This is a genomic window from Bradyrhizobium sp. dw_78 (assembly GCF_018449525.1).
Taxonomy (GTDB): Bacteria; Pseudomonadota; Alphaproteobacteria; order Rhizobiales; family Xanthobacteraceae; genus Bradyrhizobium.
This window is the reverse complement of the sequence record NZ_JAAVUS010000004.1, coordinates 61034-76737: the sequence shown is the minus strand read 5'-3', so window position 1 is coordinate 76737 and position 15704 is coordinate 61034. Positions and strand designations below refer to the sequence as shown.

General features: G+C 62.6%; 13 protein-coding genes. 3 read left to right on the top strand and 10 right to left on the bottom strand.

Features of this window, described 5'->3' with window-relative positions:
- Positions 1-61 precede the first annotated feature (61 nt).
- Together gltA and gltX are read right to left on the bottom strand one after the other, a co-directional pair.
- A complete protein-coding gene (gltA, locus tag HB630_RS12170) occupies positions 62-1366 on the bottom strand; it encodes a citrate synthase (RefSeq protein ID WP_213772506.1) in 1305 nt (434 codons plus the stop codon).
- Positions 1367-1525: 159 nt separating this feature from the next.
- Complete coding sequence (gene gltX / locus HB630_RS12165) at positions 1526-2950, bottom strand: glutamate--tRNA ligase (protein ID WP_213772505.1); 1425 nt, start codon at positions 2948-2950, stop codon at positions 1526-1528.
- A 189-nt stretch (positions 2951-3139) separates the two neighbouring features.
- Here gltX and HB630_RS12160 point away from each other — a divergent pair, with 189 nt between their 5' ends.
- A complete protein-coding gene (locus tag HB630_RS12160; protein ID WP_213772504.1) occupies positions 3140-4819 on the top strand; it encodes a glutamine--tRNA ligase/YqeY domain fusion protein in 1680 nt (559 codons plus the stop codon).
- Positions 4820-5042: 223 nt separating this feature from the next.
- Here the strand turns inward: HB630_RS12160 and HB630_RS12155 are convergent, their stop codons facing one another.
- Positions 5043-5237 (bottom strand): hypothetical protein, encoded by a 195-nt coding sequence (locus HB630_RS12155; RefSeq protein WP_213772503.1) that lies wholly within the window; start codon positions 5235-5237, stop codon positions 5043-5045.
- 548 nt (positions 5238-5785) lie between these two features.
- Here HB630_RS12155 and HB630_RS12150 point away from each other — a divergent pair.
- Positions 5786-8062, top strand: a complete 2277-nt coding sequence (locus tag HB630_RS12150) for a ComEC/Rec2 family competence protein (protein WP_213772502.1) — start codon at positions 5786-5788, stop codon at positions 8060-8062.
- Positions 8063-8117: 55 nt separating this feature from the next.
- Here the strand turns inward: HB630_RS12150 and HB630_RS12145 are convergent, their stop codons facing one another.
- The 7 genes from HB630_RS12145 to HB630_RS12115 form a co-directional block, all read right to left on the bottom strand.
- Positions 8118-8324 (bottom strand): hypothetical protein, encoded by a 207-nt coding sequence (locus HB630_RS12145; protein WP_213772902.1) that lies wholly within the window; start codon positions 8322-8324, stop codon positions 8118-8120.
- 355 nt (positions 8325-8679) lie between these two features.
- The gene (locus HB630_RS12140; RefSeq protein WP_213772501.1) at positions 8680-9099 is read right to left on the bottom strand and encodes a hypothetical protein; all 420 of its coding nucleotides are present in this window, start codon (positions 9097-9099) and stop codon (positions 8680-8682) included.
- 218 nt (positions 9100-9317) lie between these two features.
- Entirely contained in the window at positions 9318-9530 is a 213-nt protein-coding gene (locus tag HB630_RS12135) for a hypothetical protein (RefSeq protein WP_249780826.1), read from the bottom strand.
- A 195-nt stretch (positions 9531-9725) separates the two neighbouring features.
- A complete protein-coding gene (gene lexA / locus HB630_RS12130) occupies positions 9726-10427 on the bottom strand; it encodes a transcriptional repressor LexA (RefSeq protein ID WP_213772500.1) in 702 nt (233 codons plus the stop codon).
- A gap of 199 nt (positions 10428-10626) precedes the next feature.
- Entirely contained in the window at positions 10627-11838 is a 1212-nt protein-coding gene (gene glp, locus HB630_RS12125; protein WP_213772499.1) for a gephyrin-like molybdotransferase Glp, read from the bottom strand.
- Between the two features lie 23 nt (positions 11839-11861).
- Complete coding sequence (locus tag HB630_RS12120; RefSeq protein WP_213772498.1) at positions 11862-12491, bottom strand: HAD family phosphatase; 630 nt, start codon at positions 12489-12491, stop codon at positions 11862-11864.
- 17 nt (positions 12492-12508) lie between these two features.
- Complete coding sequence (locus tag HB630_RS12115) at positions 12509-13642, bottom strand: alpha-hydroxy acid oxidase (protein ID WP_213772497.1); 1134 nt, start codon at positions 13640-13642, stop codon at positions 12509-12511.
- 624 nt (positions 13643-14266) lie between these two features.
- Between HB630_RS12115 and HB630_RS12110 the strand changes: the two genes are divergently transcribed.
- Positions 14267-15601 carry a S41 family peptidase gene (locus HB630_RS12110; protein WP_213772496.1) on the top strand — a complete coding sequence of 445 codons (1335 nt, stop codon included), beginning with the start codon at positions 14267-14269 and terminating at the stop codon, positions 15599-15601.
- The last annotated feature ends 103 nt before the right edge of the window (positions 15602-15704 follow it).

The following is a 15704-nucleotide window of genomic DNA, read 5'->3' as shown; positions in this document are numbered from 1 at the left end:
CTCGAAAGCCGGACGCGATGATCGCATCCGGCTTCCAAGAAGTTTGGTAAAGGAAGCTTGCTTATTTCCGCTTGTCGGTCGGGATGTAGTCGCGGCGCGCGACGCCGGTATAGAGCTGGCGCGGACGGCCGATTTTCTGCTGCGGATCCTCGATCATCTCGCTCCACTGACTGATCCAGCCAACGGTGCGCGCAACCGCAAACAGCACGGTAAACATCGAGGTCGGGAATCCCATCGCCTTCAGCGTGATGCCCGAATAGAAGTCGACATTCGGGTAAAGCTTGCGGTCGATGAAATACTGATCGCTGAGTGCGATCTTTTCCAGTTCCATCGCCACCTTCAGCATCGGATCGTCGCCGTGGCCGGTCTCGGCGAGCACGGCATGACACATCTTCTGCATGATCTTGGCGCGTGGATCGTAATTCTTGTAGACGCGATGGCCGAAGCCCATCAGGCGGACTTCGCTGTTCTTGTCTTTCACCTTGGCGATGAATTCCGGAATCTTGTCGACGGTCCCGATCGAGGCCAGCATGGCCAGCGCGGCTTCATTGGCGCCGCCGTGCGCCGGTCCCCACAGGCAGGCGATGCCGGCGGCGATGCAGGCGAACGGATTGGCGCCGGAGGAGCCGGCGATGCGGACCGTGGAGGTCGATGCGTTCTGCTCGTGATCGGCATGCAGGATGAAGATCTTGTCCAGCGCGTCGGCGAGCACGGGATTGGCCTTGTACTCCTCGCACGGGACCGCGAAGCACATGTGCAGGAAGTTCTCGGCGAATTTGAGCGAGTTCTTCGGATAGATGAAGGGCTGGCCGATGGTGTATTTATAGGCCATCGCCGCCAGCGTCGGGATCTTCGCGATCATCCTGATCGAGGCGATATTGCGTTGCTTCGGGTCGTTGATGTCGGTGGAGTCGTGGTAGAACGCGGCTAGCGCGCCGACTGCGGCCACCATGATCGCCATCGGGTGCGCGTCGCGGCGGAAGCCCTGGAAGAAGCGAGCCATCTGCTCGTGAACCATGGTGTGATGGATCACCAGATTGTCGAAATCCTGTTTCTGCGCCTTGGTCGGCAGTTCGCCGTACAGCAGGAGATAACAGGTCTCGAGGAAGTCGCCGTGTTCGGCGAGTTGCTCGATTGGATAGCCACGGTATTCAAGGATGCCGGCGTCACCGTCGATGTAGGTGATCTTGGACTGGCAGCTCCCGGTCGAGGTAAAGCCGGGATCATAGGTGAACATGCCGGCCTGGCCGTAGAGCTTGGCGATGTCGATGACATCGGGCCCAACCGTCCCGCTGAGGATGGGAAAATCGTAGGTCTTGTTGCCAACCGTTAGTGTTGCGGTTTTAGTGCTGGATTTTGCGTCCATCGTGAATTCCCCGATGAGATCGTTGTGAGGGGCCGCGCTGATCCTGCTTATTCTACAGGAAGATGGCGCGGCAGGCCGGATTGTCTAGAAGCGCCGGTCAAAATGGGTAGCGTATTGCTTTATGCACTGCAAGATCGACCCTGGAGGGGGGCCGGCCCCTCAGGCGGCCGCCTGATCCTCGAGCCGGGCGAGGCATTCCTGGCATCCCAGCACGGCCAGGACTTCGAATATCCCAGGCGAGGTGGTGCGCCCGGTCAGTGCCACCCGAAGCGGTTGCGCGACCGCGCCTAGTTTGAGGTTGTTTCGTTCGGCAAAGCCGCGCACCGCGGCCTCGGTGGTTTCCGCCGTCCAGGGGATAGCCGTTTCCAGCGCCGTGCGAAGCTGGCCGATCAGCGCGCGGCTTTCCGGCGTCAGCAGCGCCTGCGCCTTCGGTTCGATCTCCAGCGGCCTGTCGGCAAAGATAAAATGCGAGCCGTCGATCAGCTCGATCAGCGTCTTGGCGCGCTCCTTGAGGCTCGGCATCGCCTTCAGCAATTGGGCGCGTGTGGTATCGTTGAGCTTCGCCTTGAGATCGGCGCCGCCCGGCACATAGTTGAGTAGGTCCTCGAACATGGTCACAAGAGATTGATCGTCGGCGTGTCGGATATAGTGGCCGTTGAGGTTCTCCAGCTTGGCGAAATCGAACCGTGCGGCCGAGCGCCCGACGCCTGACAGGTCGAAGGCGTCGATCATTTCTTGCGTCGAGAATATCTCCTGATCGCCATGGCTCCAGCCGAGCCGGACCAGATAATTGCGCAGCGCCGCCGGCAGGTATCCCATTGCGCGGTAGGCATCCACCCCCAGCGCCCCGTGGCGTTTTGAGAGTTTCGAGCCGTCGGGGCCGTGGATCAAGGGAATATGGGACATGTTCGGCACGTCCCAGCCCAGCGCATCGTAGATCTGCTTCTGGCGCGCGGCGTTGATCAGGTGGTCGTCGCCGCGGATGATATGCGTCACGTCCATGTCGTGGTCGTCGACCACCACCGCGAGCATGTAGGTTGGCGTGCCGTCGCCACGCAGCAACACGAGATCATCGAGGTTCTCGTTCTGCCAGACCACACGGCCCTGAACCTGATCCTCGATCACGGTTTCGCCGGTCTGGGGCGCCTTGAGGCGGATGGTCGGGGCCATTCCGGGCGGCGCCTCCGACGGGTCGCGGTCGCGCCAGGAGCCGTCATAGAGGCGGGTACGTCCCTCGGCGCGGGCCTTCTCACGCATCGCCGTGAGTTCCTCCGTGCTCGCGTAGCAGCGATAGGCCTTGCCGCTGGCGAGCAGTTGCTCGGCGGCCTCGCGGTGGCGCGCAGCCCGGCTGAACTGGTAAATGACCTCGCCGTCCCAGTTGAGGCCGAGCCATTTCAGCCCGTCCAGGATGGCGTCGATCGCCTCTTTGGTCGAGCGCTGCCGGTCGGTGTCCTCGATCCGCAGCAGCATCCTGCCGCCATGCTTGCGCGCGTAAAGCCAATTGAACAGCGCGGTGCGGGCGCCTCCGATATGGAGGAAGCCGGTCGGCGAGGGGGCAAATCGGGTGACGACGGGACTGGTCATTATCGTAGCGGTCACGGACAAGAGGGCATGCGCTGGGAGCGCGGTGGTGTATAGCAGGAACGGTACATAACTAAAGCCTCACCAAAACCCCGGCTCGGCGGCCAGTTCGGCGGCATCCCGTCAACAAGCGGGCTTGGCTGTCCGGGATGAATTTGGCAGAAGGGCGGCTGACCCGCACAGGAAACAGGAATGACGGCAGAACCGGCAGCGACAGAGACAGGCCGCGATTTCATTCGCGATATCGTCCAGGCCGATCTCGATTCGCACAAGCACAAGCACATCGTGACCCGGTTTCCGCCGGAACCGAACGGCTATCTGCACATCGGCCACGCCAAGTCGATCGCGCTGAATTTCGGCATCGCGCAGGAATTCTCCGGACAATGCAACCTGCGCTTTGACGACACCAATCCGACCAGGGAAGAGCAGGAATATATCGACTCGATCCAGGCCGATGTCAGGTGGCTCGGTTACGATTGGGGACCCAATCTCTTTTACGCATCGGATTATTTCGATCGGCTCTACGAATGGGCGGAGAGCCTGATTCGTTCGGGCCTCGCCTATGTCGATGACCAGTCGCAGGAGGAAATCCGCCTCAACCGTGGCACCTTGACGGAGCCGGGCAGGAACAGCCCATTTCGCGATCGCCCGGTGGAGGAGAATCTCGACCTGTTTCGCCGCATGAAAGCAGGCGAGTTCCCGAACGGCGCCTGCGTGCTGCGCGCCAGGATCGACATGGCCTCGGGCAACATCAATCTGCGCGATCCCGTGCTCTATCGCATCCTGCACGCCCACCATCCGCGCACCGGAACGAAATGGTCGATCTATCCGAGCTACGATTACGCCCACGGGCAGTCGGATGCGATCGAGGGCGTGACGCATTCGATTTGCACGCTGGAATTCGAGGATCACCGGCCGCTCTATGAATGGCTGCTCGACAAGCTGCCGGTGCCATCGAAGCCGCGCCAGTACGAATTCGCGCGGCTCAATCTGACCTACACGCTGTTGTCGAAGCGGGTGCTGACCCAGCTCGTGCGCGACGGCCATGTCGCCGCCTGGGACGATCCGCGGATGCCGACGATCGCTGGATTGAAGCGTCGCGGCGTGCCGCCGGCCGCGGTCCGCGATTTCATCAAGCGCATCGGGGTCGCCAAGGCCAACAGCGTGGTCGATGTCGGCATGCTCGAATTCTCGATCCGCGAATATCTCAACCGGACCGCTCCGCGGCGCATGGCGGTGCTGCGGCCGCTCAAGGTGGTGATCGAGAATTATCCGGAAAGCGCAAGCGAGGAGATCGAGGCGATCAATCATCCGGACGATCCGGCCGCAGGCACGCGGCGCATCGCCTTCGGGCGCGAACTTTATATCGAGCGCGACGATTTCATGGAAAATCCGCCGAAGAAATTCTTCCGCCTCTCTCCGGGCACGGAAGTACGGCTGCGCTACGCCTATTTCATCAAGTGCATCGGCATCATCAAGAACGCCGCGGGCGAGGTGACCGAGTTGCGCTGCACCTACGATCCCGCGACCAAGGGCGGCAACGCGCCGGATGGCCGCAAGGTCAAGGCGACCATGCACTGGCTTCCGGTGGCGCAGTCGAAGCCTGCCGAAATCCGCATCTACAACCAGCTTTTCGTCAATCCGACCCCGGATGCGGCCAATTTTGCCGCCGACCTCAACCCGCAATCGCTTGAGATTCTTTCCGATGCGCGGATCGAGCCTGCAATTGCGGAGGCCAATTCGGCCGAGCCGATGCAGTTCGAGCGGCAGGGTTATTTCGTTCGTGATTCCGACTCGACGCCGGACCGTCCGGTGTTCAACCGTACCATCGGCTTGCGCGATACGTTCGCAAAGGAAGTCGCCAAAGGCTGAACCGCTCGCGCTTCTCGATATATTTTGCCGTCAGCCTGCGCGGATAGTGGTGGTGTGCTGGTCGGTCTGCTGAGCAAGTGCCGGCAACGCGATCGTTGCCATGGCGAGGACAAGCGCGGCAATTCTAAAAATCCGCATGTTATTTATCCCCCCATAAAAATTTTTAGCGCGACCCGTAAAGGTGCCGATTTCATGCACCGTCCGGTTCGCTTGGTAATTTGGATTAACCGACTCTCGGCGTCGTCATGATTCCCATATTGACGAGAGTCGCGCGAAGCGATTGCCGCGCCAGTCTGTCCCTGGCCTTTTCGTTGATCAATAGATTGATGAAATCAAGCCGCTTGGCTTCGTCGTTGGCTTCGGCGAGCAATTTGCGATAGCGGTCGTAATCAAAGCCCGCGTCCGAGTTATTACTCATTGTCCGCGTCCCAGCGCACTCGACCCGTGCATTAGAAATTGTCTCGCAACATCCGGCGGCGCGCAATCGGCAAGCGTGCTGCGTCGCGCATATGTAGTGGATATGTGGATAACCGTCGGTGGTCGCCGATGAAGTTGTTCGCGGCGCGCCGGCCTTTCCTCGACGGGGACGTCGAATCGGTCGAACACGTTGAAATTTTCAAGGATCGGATAACGCTCGCTTGCCATCGCCATGATGCGAAGCAGTCCGGCCGCACCGGAGATCTCCCATCGGCGGATGGTGTCGCCATCGTCCGGCGCAAGACCGCGGAGCCTGGCCATGTCGGCGAGAGAGCGCTCGCGTTACCTAGATCGTTACGAAGCTGTCTGAGTTCGAGGCCGGTCACGAAAATGGGCCCTGGAAAACGGGGCTTGAAAACGGGTCCTGGAGGTCGGCGCGGAAGGCTGGCGGAGACCGGCAGCTTAAGCATGATTCTGTATCCGTTCCGCTATTCGTCCGGCAAAATCTTGCGGTAGCATCGGCGCCGGACGGATCGTAAGGCGTGTGGGATGGCAGAGCGGGGCAGGGCTCCAGGCCGGTCGCAAGGTTATGCGGGAACCTGGCCGGCAGTCGGCGCGACGCGCGCGGGCGGCTTCGCGCCATCGGGCCTCGGCGTAGGGTCATCCATCATCGTGACGCTGCGCCAGTGGACCGCGGCGGAAGCGGGCGCGGGGCGATTGCTGCCCTGGGTGCCGGTCGCGTTCGGGGTCGGGATCGCATTTTATTTCACCGCCGATCATGAGCCGGTGCGATGGGTTACCGCCATTGCCGCAGGCGTGCTGGGCACGGCGGCGTTCCTGCTGCGGCGGCGTAAGCTGTTTCCTGTCGCTGTGATGATCGCGGCGATGGCCGCGGGCTTCGCTACGGCGACTTGGAGGACGGCCTGGATTGCCCACAGGGTGCTCGCGCGGCCGATCTATTCGGTGCAGTTGGCCGGGTTCGTCGAGACGCGCGACATCCGCGAGCGTACCGACCGCTTCGTGCTGCGGGTCACGCAGATGGACGCGCCGCGCTCATCGATAAAGCTGGAGCGGGTTCGTCTGTCGGTGCGGAAAGGTACCGCGCCCGAGGTCGGAAGTTTTGTCGAATTAAAAGCGCGGTTGCAGCCACCGCTCGCGCCGTTGCGGCCGGGCAGCTACGACTTCGCCCGTGACATGTTTTTCCAGGGCATCGGCGCTTCCGGTTTTGTCATGGGCGCCATCAAGACCGTGGAGCCGCCGGCCAGCGGCGGGCTATCGTTGCGTTACGCGGCCTTCATGCAAGGCTTGCGCGATGCGATCGACGCCCGCATCCGGACCACGCTCGACGGCGACAAGCGTTCGATCGCCACCGCGCTTCTGACCGGCCGGCGCGATGCGATCACGACGCCCGTCAACGATGCGATGTTCATTTCCGGTCTCGGACATGTGCTCTCGATATCGGGCTATCACATGGCGGTGGTGGCCGGCGTGGTGTTCTTCACCGTCCGCGCGCTGCTGGCGCTGTTCCCCGTGCTGACGGCAGGCTTCCCCATCAAGAAATGGGCGGCGGCTGCGGCGCTGGCCGCGGCGACGTTTTATCTCCTGCTGTCCGGTGCGGAGGTCGCGACCCAGCGCTCGTTTTTCATGACCGCAGTGGTGCTGATTGCCGTGATGGTGGACCGCCGCGCCGTGACGTTCCGGACGCTGGCGGTCGCGGCGATGATCGTGCTGGCGCTTGCGCCGGAAGCGCTGGTGCATCCGAGTTTCCAGATGTCGTTCGCGGCGACGCTGGGCCTGGTGGCGCTGGTGCAGATCGGGATGCCGCGCATGTTTGCCTCGCCGGACCACTCAATAGCCGCCAAGGTGGCGCTGTGGGGCGGGCGGGAACTGATGACGTTGATGCTGGCGTCGTTTTTCGCAGGCCTGGCGACCACGCCCTATGCCGCCTTCCATTTCCACCGGGTAACGCCCTATGGCGTGCTGGCCAATCTGGCGGCGATGCCGGTGGTCTCGGCGCTGGTGATGCCGGCGGGCCTGCTCGGGCTTCTGGCGATGCCGTTCGGGCTGGACGGCGTGTTCTGGTGGCTGATGGGGCTTGGCATCGACTGGATGATTGCGGTGACCGAATGGGTCGCCCGGCTTCCGGGCGCTATCGGGCGGATGGCGGCGTTCGGCATCGGGCCGCTAGCCGTCGCCACCCTCGGGATCGTTCTGCTGGGGCTGTTGCGGACGCCGCTGCGCTGGTCGGGCGCCATCGTGTTGTTGCTTGCGACGGTTTGGGCGCTGGTGGTTCACCAGCCGGACGTCCTGATCTCCGGTGACGGACACAATGTCGCCGTCCGCGGCAAGGACGGTCAGTTGCATCTGATGCGAAGCGCCAAGGATGCGTTTCTGATCAAGGAATGGCTCGCCGCCGATGCCGACGCACGCGATCCTGCGGATCCGTCGCTTGCAAATAGCGTTTCATGCGACGAAGCGGGTTGCGTAACGTCGATGACCGGCGGCGCGCTGGTTTCGCTGGCGCTGCGGCCCGAGGCGCTGGATGACGATTGCGACCGGGCTGCGTTGATCGTGACGCAGAACCAGCCGCCAGCCGGATGCGCGGCGCCGTCGATCGATCTCGAACATTTGCGGGGGCAGGGGACAATGGCGCTGCGACGGACGGGAGATGGATTTTCGATCGAAGCCGTCAGGCCAAAAGGTTTCGACCGGCCATGGTCGCCGCGAGCGGCCAGCGACGCCGAGGCCGAGCCGGGTTTCCTGCGGCCCGCCGTTCCGCGCGCCGTCGATGCGACGCCGCCGGACGACTTGCAGGCGGACGAATAAGCCCGTTCAGGCGACAGCGCTGCTGTCCGCCATGGGCGGAGAGCGCCGCATCTCGTCACCTCTCGCCGGTCGAGGACTCTGCCGAGGATTGTTCGCGCACCTCGAAGGCGCCGAGATGCAGTTCCTCGTCGGCTTCGTCGGCTCCCATCGCCGGCGTCCTGACCAGCGTAAACGCAGCGGTGGGGAATCGCTTCCAGACCGCGAGGTCTTCCGCCGTGACGGTGAGCCAGCCGAATTTGAAGATGTATCGGCCCGGCTCCATCACGCGCCCGACTTGTTGCCAGGTGACTTTATTGACGACCAATCATCGTCTCCTTCGGCGGCCCGACGGCGCCGTCGGGAGGCAGACCCTCCCTCTCCACGCCAAGAGATGTTGCAAGGGATGCCGCGCTCACGCGCATTTCGAAAGCTTCGAGCTGCAAGGCGAATGTCGCCAGCGCCAGCCTTAGATTATTCAGTTCCTTTGCCCGTGCGTTGTCCGCCCGCGCATCATCCCGATGAGCCACAAACAACCACTCCCGCGATTCGGTGCAGGTACTATCCACTGGCGCCGTAATCAGGCTTCCGCCGGCCGCGAAGCCGGCGGGAAGCGCCGATGGTTTCAGGCCCCGATCGTTTCAGGCAATGGGGACCGAGGTTGCGGTGTTTGCGCCGACGGGCTGCGCCGGTTCAGCAGTGCGGTGAACCACCGGCAATTGCAGCACGGTCGCCCGCTGCCCTTCGCAGAGCTGCGTGACCATGACCCGGCTGCCGTCCGGAAATTCGATCGCATCGTGATGGCGATGAGGGGTGTTCGGATCGACGACGCCGAACTTCCCTACTCTAAATTTGACCGATTTTGTCCAAATCCACCTGTTGTCGTATTTGACGTCTTCCGTGAACGCCAACTCGGTTCCGGGTAGCATGCAGATCGCTACTTCGGGCTCGCTTTCGGACGCGAAACCGCGCGTCGAAGTCCCGCGGAATGTAGTGCTGATCAAGGTCTCTCCAACCTGGGCGGGGCGCGACGCCACAGCGTGCAGACTATAGTCACACATCGGGATTGCTCCTCTTTCGAGATAGCCAACCCGCGCCCGCTAGAGGCGCAGGCCTCTATCAGAGTAGACACTAGACCCCAAACCTCCGCCCGGTTGTAGGCAATTGTGCGGCTGAAGCCGGTGCGCACAATCACAATTATGTTCAGCAACGGCCGTGGATTTTTGGGAACAAAAAAGCCCCGGCGAAATCGCCGGGGCTTTTGTCGGCCCAGAGCCTGTCAGCGACCGGCGGGCGCAGAGTATCCGCTATAACTCCAGCCCGACTGAGTTGATGGGGCGACGGAGTTGTTGGCGTTGCGAAACTGCTCGCTCGTCGCGGGGCGCTCTGCCTTGCCGGTATGGCGATGTTGTGCAGCCGCCGCGGCGACCTGGACGGTGGACACTGCAATCAAGGCGGCGCCCAGAGTGGTTAAAATAGTCTTGCGCATCATGCTCTCCTCTTTTCGTTGGCGAGATCGCGAAGCCATCAGCTTCGCGTCTTCTGCCGAGGAGCTAGGCCCGGAGGAGGGGTTTGATAATTGCAGGAAAGAGCGAAAGACTATCAACCAAGGCTGGATAATCAGACTCTTGCATAACTGAGCGGCTGCCCTACCGGAACCGGCTGCACGACGTTGGAGCGCTGCTGGTCAATACTTCCGATAAAGACCGATCAGCTTGCCCTGAATCTTCACCCGGTTCGGAGGCAGAATGCGAACTTCGTAGGAAGTGTTGGCGGGCTCAAGCGCGATCGAGGCGCCGCGGCGGCGGAAGCGCTTCAGCGTTGCTTCCTCGTCGTCGATCAGCGCCACCACGATGTCGCCGGTATCAGCGGTTTCGTTGCGCTGGATCAGCGCCATGTCGCCGTCCAGGATGCCGGCATCGATCATCGAGTCGCCGCGCACCTCAAGCGCGTAATGCTCGCCGGAACCCAGCATGTCCGGCGGCACGCTGATGGTGTGGCTGCGAGTCTGCAACGCCTCGATCGGCGTGCCCGCCGCGATGCGGCCCATCACCGGCACCGCGACCGGACGCTCGCCGTCATTTTCGAAACCGGCACTGCTACGAACCTTGCCAAGCGTGCCTTCGATGACGCTGGGCGTGAAGCCACGGCGGTTGCCGCCGCCATTGCCGGCAAGCTCCGGCAGCTTGATGACCTCGATGGCGCGGGCGCGATTGGGCAGCCGGCGAATGAAGCCGCGCTCTTCCAGCGCGGTGATAAGGCGGTGGATGCCCGACTTCGAACGCAGGTCCAGTGCATCCTTCATCTCGTCGAAGGAGGGCGGTACGCCAGCTTCTTTCAGCCGTTCATTGATGAAACGCAGAAGTTCATACTGTTTGCGTGTGAGCATCTCGAGCAGTCCCCCTTGATGGGCGTCGTTCGATTCCGAGACATCCGAGTCAGACAATCGGGAGTTCAAACCCCCATTTGCAGACATTCGTACTCGAAACAAATCATGAACGGACACTATATGTTCGATATGTGTTCCGCAACCAGTTAATTTCCGGTGAACGCGATCGGTTTCGGCCGGCAGGCTTTTTTAGTTCGGTTCAGAGCGGAAGCCGGAGGATGTTGCAGGGAGAGCCGGCCGTGGCGGCCGCTGCGAACGGCGCACGTATCACGAGGGCCTTTGCCGCCGCGAGATTTCCGAGCAGCGAACTATCCTGATGATTGACCGGCGTTGCGATCAGCGCGCCGTCGGGGCGTTCCTCGAGGCGGGCGCGCAGATAGTCTTCGCGTTGATCGTTGATGCGAAGGTCGCGGCCCAGTACCGCGGTTTCGATCGCGTGATGGATGGTCGATCGGCCGGACAGGCTGCGAATCAACGGCACCAGAAACAGGAAGCCGCAGACATAGGACGACACGGGATTGCCGGGCAGGCCGATCACGCGCATGGCGCCGAGCCGTCCATGCATCATCGGTTTGCCCGGGCGCATCGCGATCCGCCAGAACGCCATCTCGACGCCTTCGGCCTCCAGCGATTGCTTGACCAGATCATGGTCGCCCACGGAAGCGCCGCCGGTGGTGACCAGAATATCGGCGCCGCTGTCGCGTGCGCGGCGGATACCTTGCGTGGTGGCCTCGAGCGTATCGGCGGCGATGCCGAGGTCGATGGTGTCGGCGCCTTCGGCGCGGGCCAGCGCCCGCAGCGCATAGCCGTTGGAATAGACGATCTGCCCGGGAGCGGGCTGCGATCCCGGCATCACCAGTTCATCGCCGGTGGCGAGCACCGCGACCTTCGGCCGGCGATACACGGCGAGCTCCGGATAGTTCATGCCGGCCGCGAGCGAGAGATCGCGATCGGTAAGGCGGGAACCGCCCTGCAGCAGCATGTCGCCGGTGTTGAAATCGACACCCGCGGGACGGATATGCCGGCCCGGCGCCGCCGCCTCGGTGATGGCGATGCGGGAGCCCTCCACCCTGGTATTCTCCTGGATGACGACGGCGTCGGCGCCTTCAGGAATCACGCCGCCGGTAAAAATCCGGACCGCCTCGCCCGGACCAATCGCGCGATCGAAGGGACGTCCGGCCGCGACTTCGCCGATCACGTCGAGCCGCGTGCCCGCCTGCGCGGCGTCAGCCGAACGCACCGCATAGCCGTCCATCGCCGACATCGCCTGCGGCGGCTGGGTGCGCAACGCCGCGAGGTCGCGCGCGAGCACGCGATGATAGGCCGCGTCCAGCGCGACCATTTCCTCAGGCAACGGCTCAGCGCCCGCGAGGATCGCGGACAACGCATCGGCGACCGGCATCAATGCCACGGCAACACTCCCAAATCCCGACCTCAGATATCGAGCGCGGCAAGTGCGCGCGCCACGTCGTCGGACGACCTCACCTGAATAGCATGGAGGCCTCGCGCCCGCGCGCCCTCGATATTCTCGGCAAGATCGTCGAAGAAGACGATGCGCTCCGCCGGCACGCCGATCGCTCTCACCACATGATCATAGGCGGCCGCGTCAGGTTTTCGAAGCCCGATCGTGGACGACAGGAAGATTTCGCGGAAATGGCCGAGCACGGTGGTGTAGGCCCCGGTGAAATGCGCGACGTGAGAAGGGTTGGTGTTGGAGAAGGCGTAAAGCGGCAGGCGTTTTGCCGCGCGTTCGAGCAGCGCGGCGATCCCCGGCATCTCGCCGGCGAAAATCGCGTTCCAGCCTTCCAGAAACTGGGCGTCCGATATTCCGATGCCGAGCGAGGCCCGCAGCGCGGCAAAGAATTCGGCGTCGCCGATCTCGCCGGTCTCGTGACGCTTGTAGGCTTCGTCGTGCGCAAACCGGTCGATGAGACGGGCGGGCTCGCAACCGGCGTGCCCGGCCCAGCATGCCAGCGTGTTGTTGAAGTCAATATCGATGACCACACGTCCGAGATCGAACAAAAGTGCGTCGGCGGTGCCGGGAACGAGTGCGGGCAGGGTCATCGTAGGCAGCGTCGTCCTCAATAGTGATACGGCTCGATCTCCAACAGCGGGAAGGCGCTGAAGACGTGCGGTAGACTGGCCGGCGTCGCCGCATGCAGATAGGATTTGTCGAGTTCGGCGAAATTCTTCACCCCGAGCAGTCCGAGGCAGCGGATCACTTCGTCTTCAAGCAGCTCAAGCATCCGCAATACGCCGCTCTCGCCTGCGGCGGCAAGCGCCCAGCATTGCAGGCGGCCGATGCCGACGAGATCGGCGCCCATGATGATCGCCTTGACGATATCGGTGCCGCGGCAGAATGAGCCGTCGACCATGATCTTGGCGCGGCCGGCGACGGCTGTGGCGATCTCCGGCAGCACATGCATCGAGCCGCGGCCGTGATCGAGCTGGCGTCCGCCGTGATTGGACACGTAGATCCATTCGACCCCGTGATCGACCGCGATCCTGGCGTCTTCCGCGGTCGCGACTCCCTTGATGACCAGCGGAATCTTGAACTTGTCCTTGATCAGCTTCACGGTGCGCCATTCCAGCCCCTTCTGGAAGTCGCCGCCGGTGGAGCGCAAGCGGCTTTCGCGCACATAGCGCTTGGCGATGTCGCGCTCGCGGCGGCTGTAGTGGGCGGTGTCCACCGTGAGACAGAAGGCGCTGTACCCGTTCTTGATCGTACGGCTGACGCAGTCCTCGACAAAGGCATCGTCGCCGCGAACATAGAGCTGATACATGCGCAAGGCGTCGGGCGCGGCCTCAGCGACCTTTTCCAGGCCTGGGTCGGAAACCGAGCTCAGCATATGCGCCGCGCCGAATGTTCCGGCGGCGCGCGCCACGCTGGCACCGGAGCCCGGATCGAAGATTTCCAGCGCCCCGACCGGCGCCAACATCACCGGCAGGCGCATTTTGCGGCCGAATCGTTCCACCGACGGGTCGATCTCGGTGACATTGCGCAGCACGCGGGGCCGGAACGCGATCTCGTCAAGCGCCATCCGATTGCGGCGCAGGGTGGTCTCGGTCTCCGTCGCACCGACGATATAGTCCCATGCATTCTGGTTGAGCCGGGCCCGGGCCTTGCGAACCAATTCATGCAGGTTCTGGAATTCCTCGGAACTGGCGCCGAGTTCGATGTTCCTCACCGGCCGGATCGGAGTGGTTTCGTTCATGGTTTTCTCCCGGAAAAGCTTGTTTGTTGGCGTTGGCGGTTGAAATTGCCCTATCGTGTCCGTGACCTTTGCGCCATCCCGAAATTGTGATGGCAGCTATCGACGGGCTCCAGGCGAGCGATCACGCTAGGAGGACGATTCGTTCTGCTCCATGCAGGACGGTCGTCGGTTTTGCGGATGCTTCGGCCGGTCGAGGCTGGCGGCGCGAGGGCATCGTTCGGGAGTCGGCGGAGACGAGTCCTGATTCAACGTCGTTATCCCATGGGATATCGAGCCGCGCAGTCCGGTTTACCGGGGGAAGGATGCCGACCCCGGAGGTCGGCCGGTGCTCAAATTGTCGGCAAAATCCCTTTCGGTCATTGAGACAGCCGTGTGACCGGCTTGCGGTCGGAACCAGCCAATTACAAATTCGACATAAAGCACGATTTCGGCTGTGCGGCGGGGGACGAGAGCGTGTATCGTGGTTGCTTCACCCTGCTAAAGCCGCAAATACATCAAATATTCCGCGGCGAGGGCGTTCCAGCCTCAATGACACCAGAATGGTGTTGTGAGGTTATTGGTCGAGTTCACCCAATTTATCCGGCCCCGGTCGGCTGCAACTGACAACGAGAAGGTTCGCGAACGATGCGCAAGAATTCCGTCTTTTTCCTCGGCGCGTTAGCGGGTACGTGCCTCACCCTTCTCGTCAGTGGGCCCAGGAGCGAGTTTTGGATCAATGCCGCCAAGGCTGCGGCCGGCTCCGACACTTACGCACAACTGAACTTGCTCGGCGATGTGTTCGAGCGGATCAGGACCGACTATGTCGAAAAGCCCGACGATGGGAAGCTCGTCGAGGGCGCGATCAATGGCATGGTCACGTCGCTCGATCCGCATTCGCGCTACATGAACGAGCAGTCCTGGCGTGACATGCAGGAGACCACCCAGGGCGAGTTCGGTGGGCTCGGCATCGAGGTGACGATGGAAGACGGCCTGGTCAAGGTGGTCTCGCCGATGGACGGTACGCCGGCGGCGAGGGCCGGTATCATGTCGGGCGACCTGATCACCTATATCGACGGCGAAGCGGTTCAGGGCCTTACCCTGGAGCAGGCCGTGAACAAGATGAAAGGACCGGTCCACACCTCCACCAAGCTCAAGATCGAGCGCAAGAATGTGGATCAGCCCATCGATGTCTCGCTCGAGCGCGAGATCATCCAGGTGAAGCCGGTCAGCTTCCACACCGATGGCGGCGATATCGGCTATATCCGCGTCAGTTCGTTCAACGAACAGACCGAAGACGGGCTGAAAAAGGCGATTGCCGACGTATCGAAGGAAATTCCGCAGGACAAGCTGGCGGGTTATGTCCTCGACCTGCGCAACAATCCGGGTGGCTTGCTCGATCAGGCCGTCGATGTATCGGGCACCTTCCTGGCGCGCGGCGAGGTCGTTTCGACGCGGGGCCGCACCCCTGACGAGACCCAGCGCTATACCGCGAAAGGCGGCGACATCACCAAGGGCAAGAAACTCGTCGTGCTGATCAATGGCGGATCGGCGTCGGCGTCCGAGATCGTGGCGGGCGCGTTGCATGATCACAAGCGCGCGACGCTGATCGGGACCCGTTCGTTCGGCAAGGGGTCGGTACAAACCATCATTCCGTTGGGCACCGGCAACGGCGCGCTGGCCTTGACCACGGCGCGCTATTTCACGCCCTCCGGCCGCTCGATCCAGGCGCAGGGCATCACGCCGGATATCGAAGTGTTGCAGGACGTGCCCGACGAGTTAAAGGGCCGTTCCGACACCAAGGGAGAGGCTTCGATGCGCGGTCATCTCTCGGCCGACGGCGCGGAGCAAACCGGCTCGCAGGCCTATGTTCCGCCGGACGAGAAGAACGACAAGGCGTTGGCCGCAGCCTACGATCTCTTGCGCGGCGTCACCGTCAAGGCGGATATGCCGCCAGCTCCCAAAACGACGGTCCCGAACTGATAATCTCGCGGCGAGTGGAGTCGTAATTCAAACGGGGCGGTCGAGAGACCGTCCCGTTTTCGTCTGGGTCCGGGCTACAAGCGTTTTCGAGCGGAAGCCTGCC

Coding starts and splice junctions, on each gene's coding strand:
- gltA (WP_213772506.1), bottom strand. CDS start 1,366: ATGGACGCAAAATCCAGCACTAAAACCGCAACACTAACGGTTGGCAAC.
- HB630_RS12150 (WP_213772502.1), top strand. CDS start 5,786: ATGGCAGAGCGGGGCAGGGCTCCAGGCCGGTCGCAAGGTTATGCGGGA.
- HB630_RS12120 (WP_213772498.1), bottom strand. CDS start 12,491: ATGACCCTGCCCGCACTCGTTCCCGGCACCGCCGACGCACTTTTGTTC.
- HB630_RS12160 (WP_213772504.1), top strand. CDS start 3,140: ATGACGGCAGAACCGGCAGCGACAGAGACAGGCCGCGATTTCATTCGC.
- gltX (WP_213772505.1), bottom strand. CDS start 2,950: ATGACCAGTCCCGTCGTCACCCGATTTGCCCCCTCGCCGACCGGCTTC.
- HB630_RS12135 (WP_249780826.1), bottom strand. CDS start 9,530: ATGATGCGCAAGACTATTTTAACCACTCTGGGCGCCGCCTTGATTGCA.
- HB630_RS12140 (WP_213772501.1), bottom strand. CDS start 9,099: ATGTGTGACTATAGTCTGCACGCTGTGGCGTCGCGCCCCGCCCAGGTT.
- lexA (WP_213772500.1), bottom strand. CDS start 10,427: ATGCTCACACGCAAACAGTATGAACTTCTGCGTTTCATCAATGAACGG.
- HB630_RS12155 (WP_213772503.1), bottom strand. CDS start 5,237: ATGAGTAATAACTCGGACGCGGGCTTTGATTACGACCGCTATCGCAAA.
- HB630_RS12115 (WP_213772497.1), bottom strand. CDS start 13,642: ATGAACGAAACCACTCCGATCCGGCCGGTGAGGAACATCGAACTCGGC.
- HB630_RS12145 (WP_213772902.1), bottom strand. CDS start 8,324: ATGGAGCCGGGCCGATACATCTTCAAATTCGGCTGGCTCACCGTCACG.
- HB630_RS12110 (WP_213772496.1), top strand. CDS start 14,267: ATGCGCAAGAATTCCGTCTTTTTCCTCGGCGCGTTAGCGGGTACGTGC.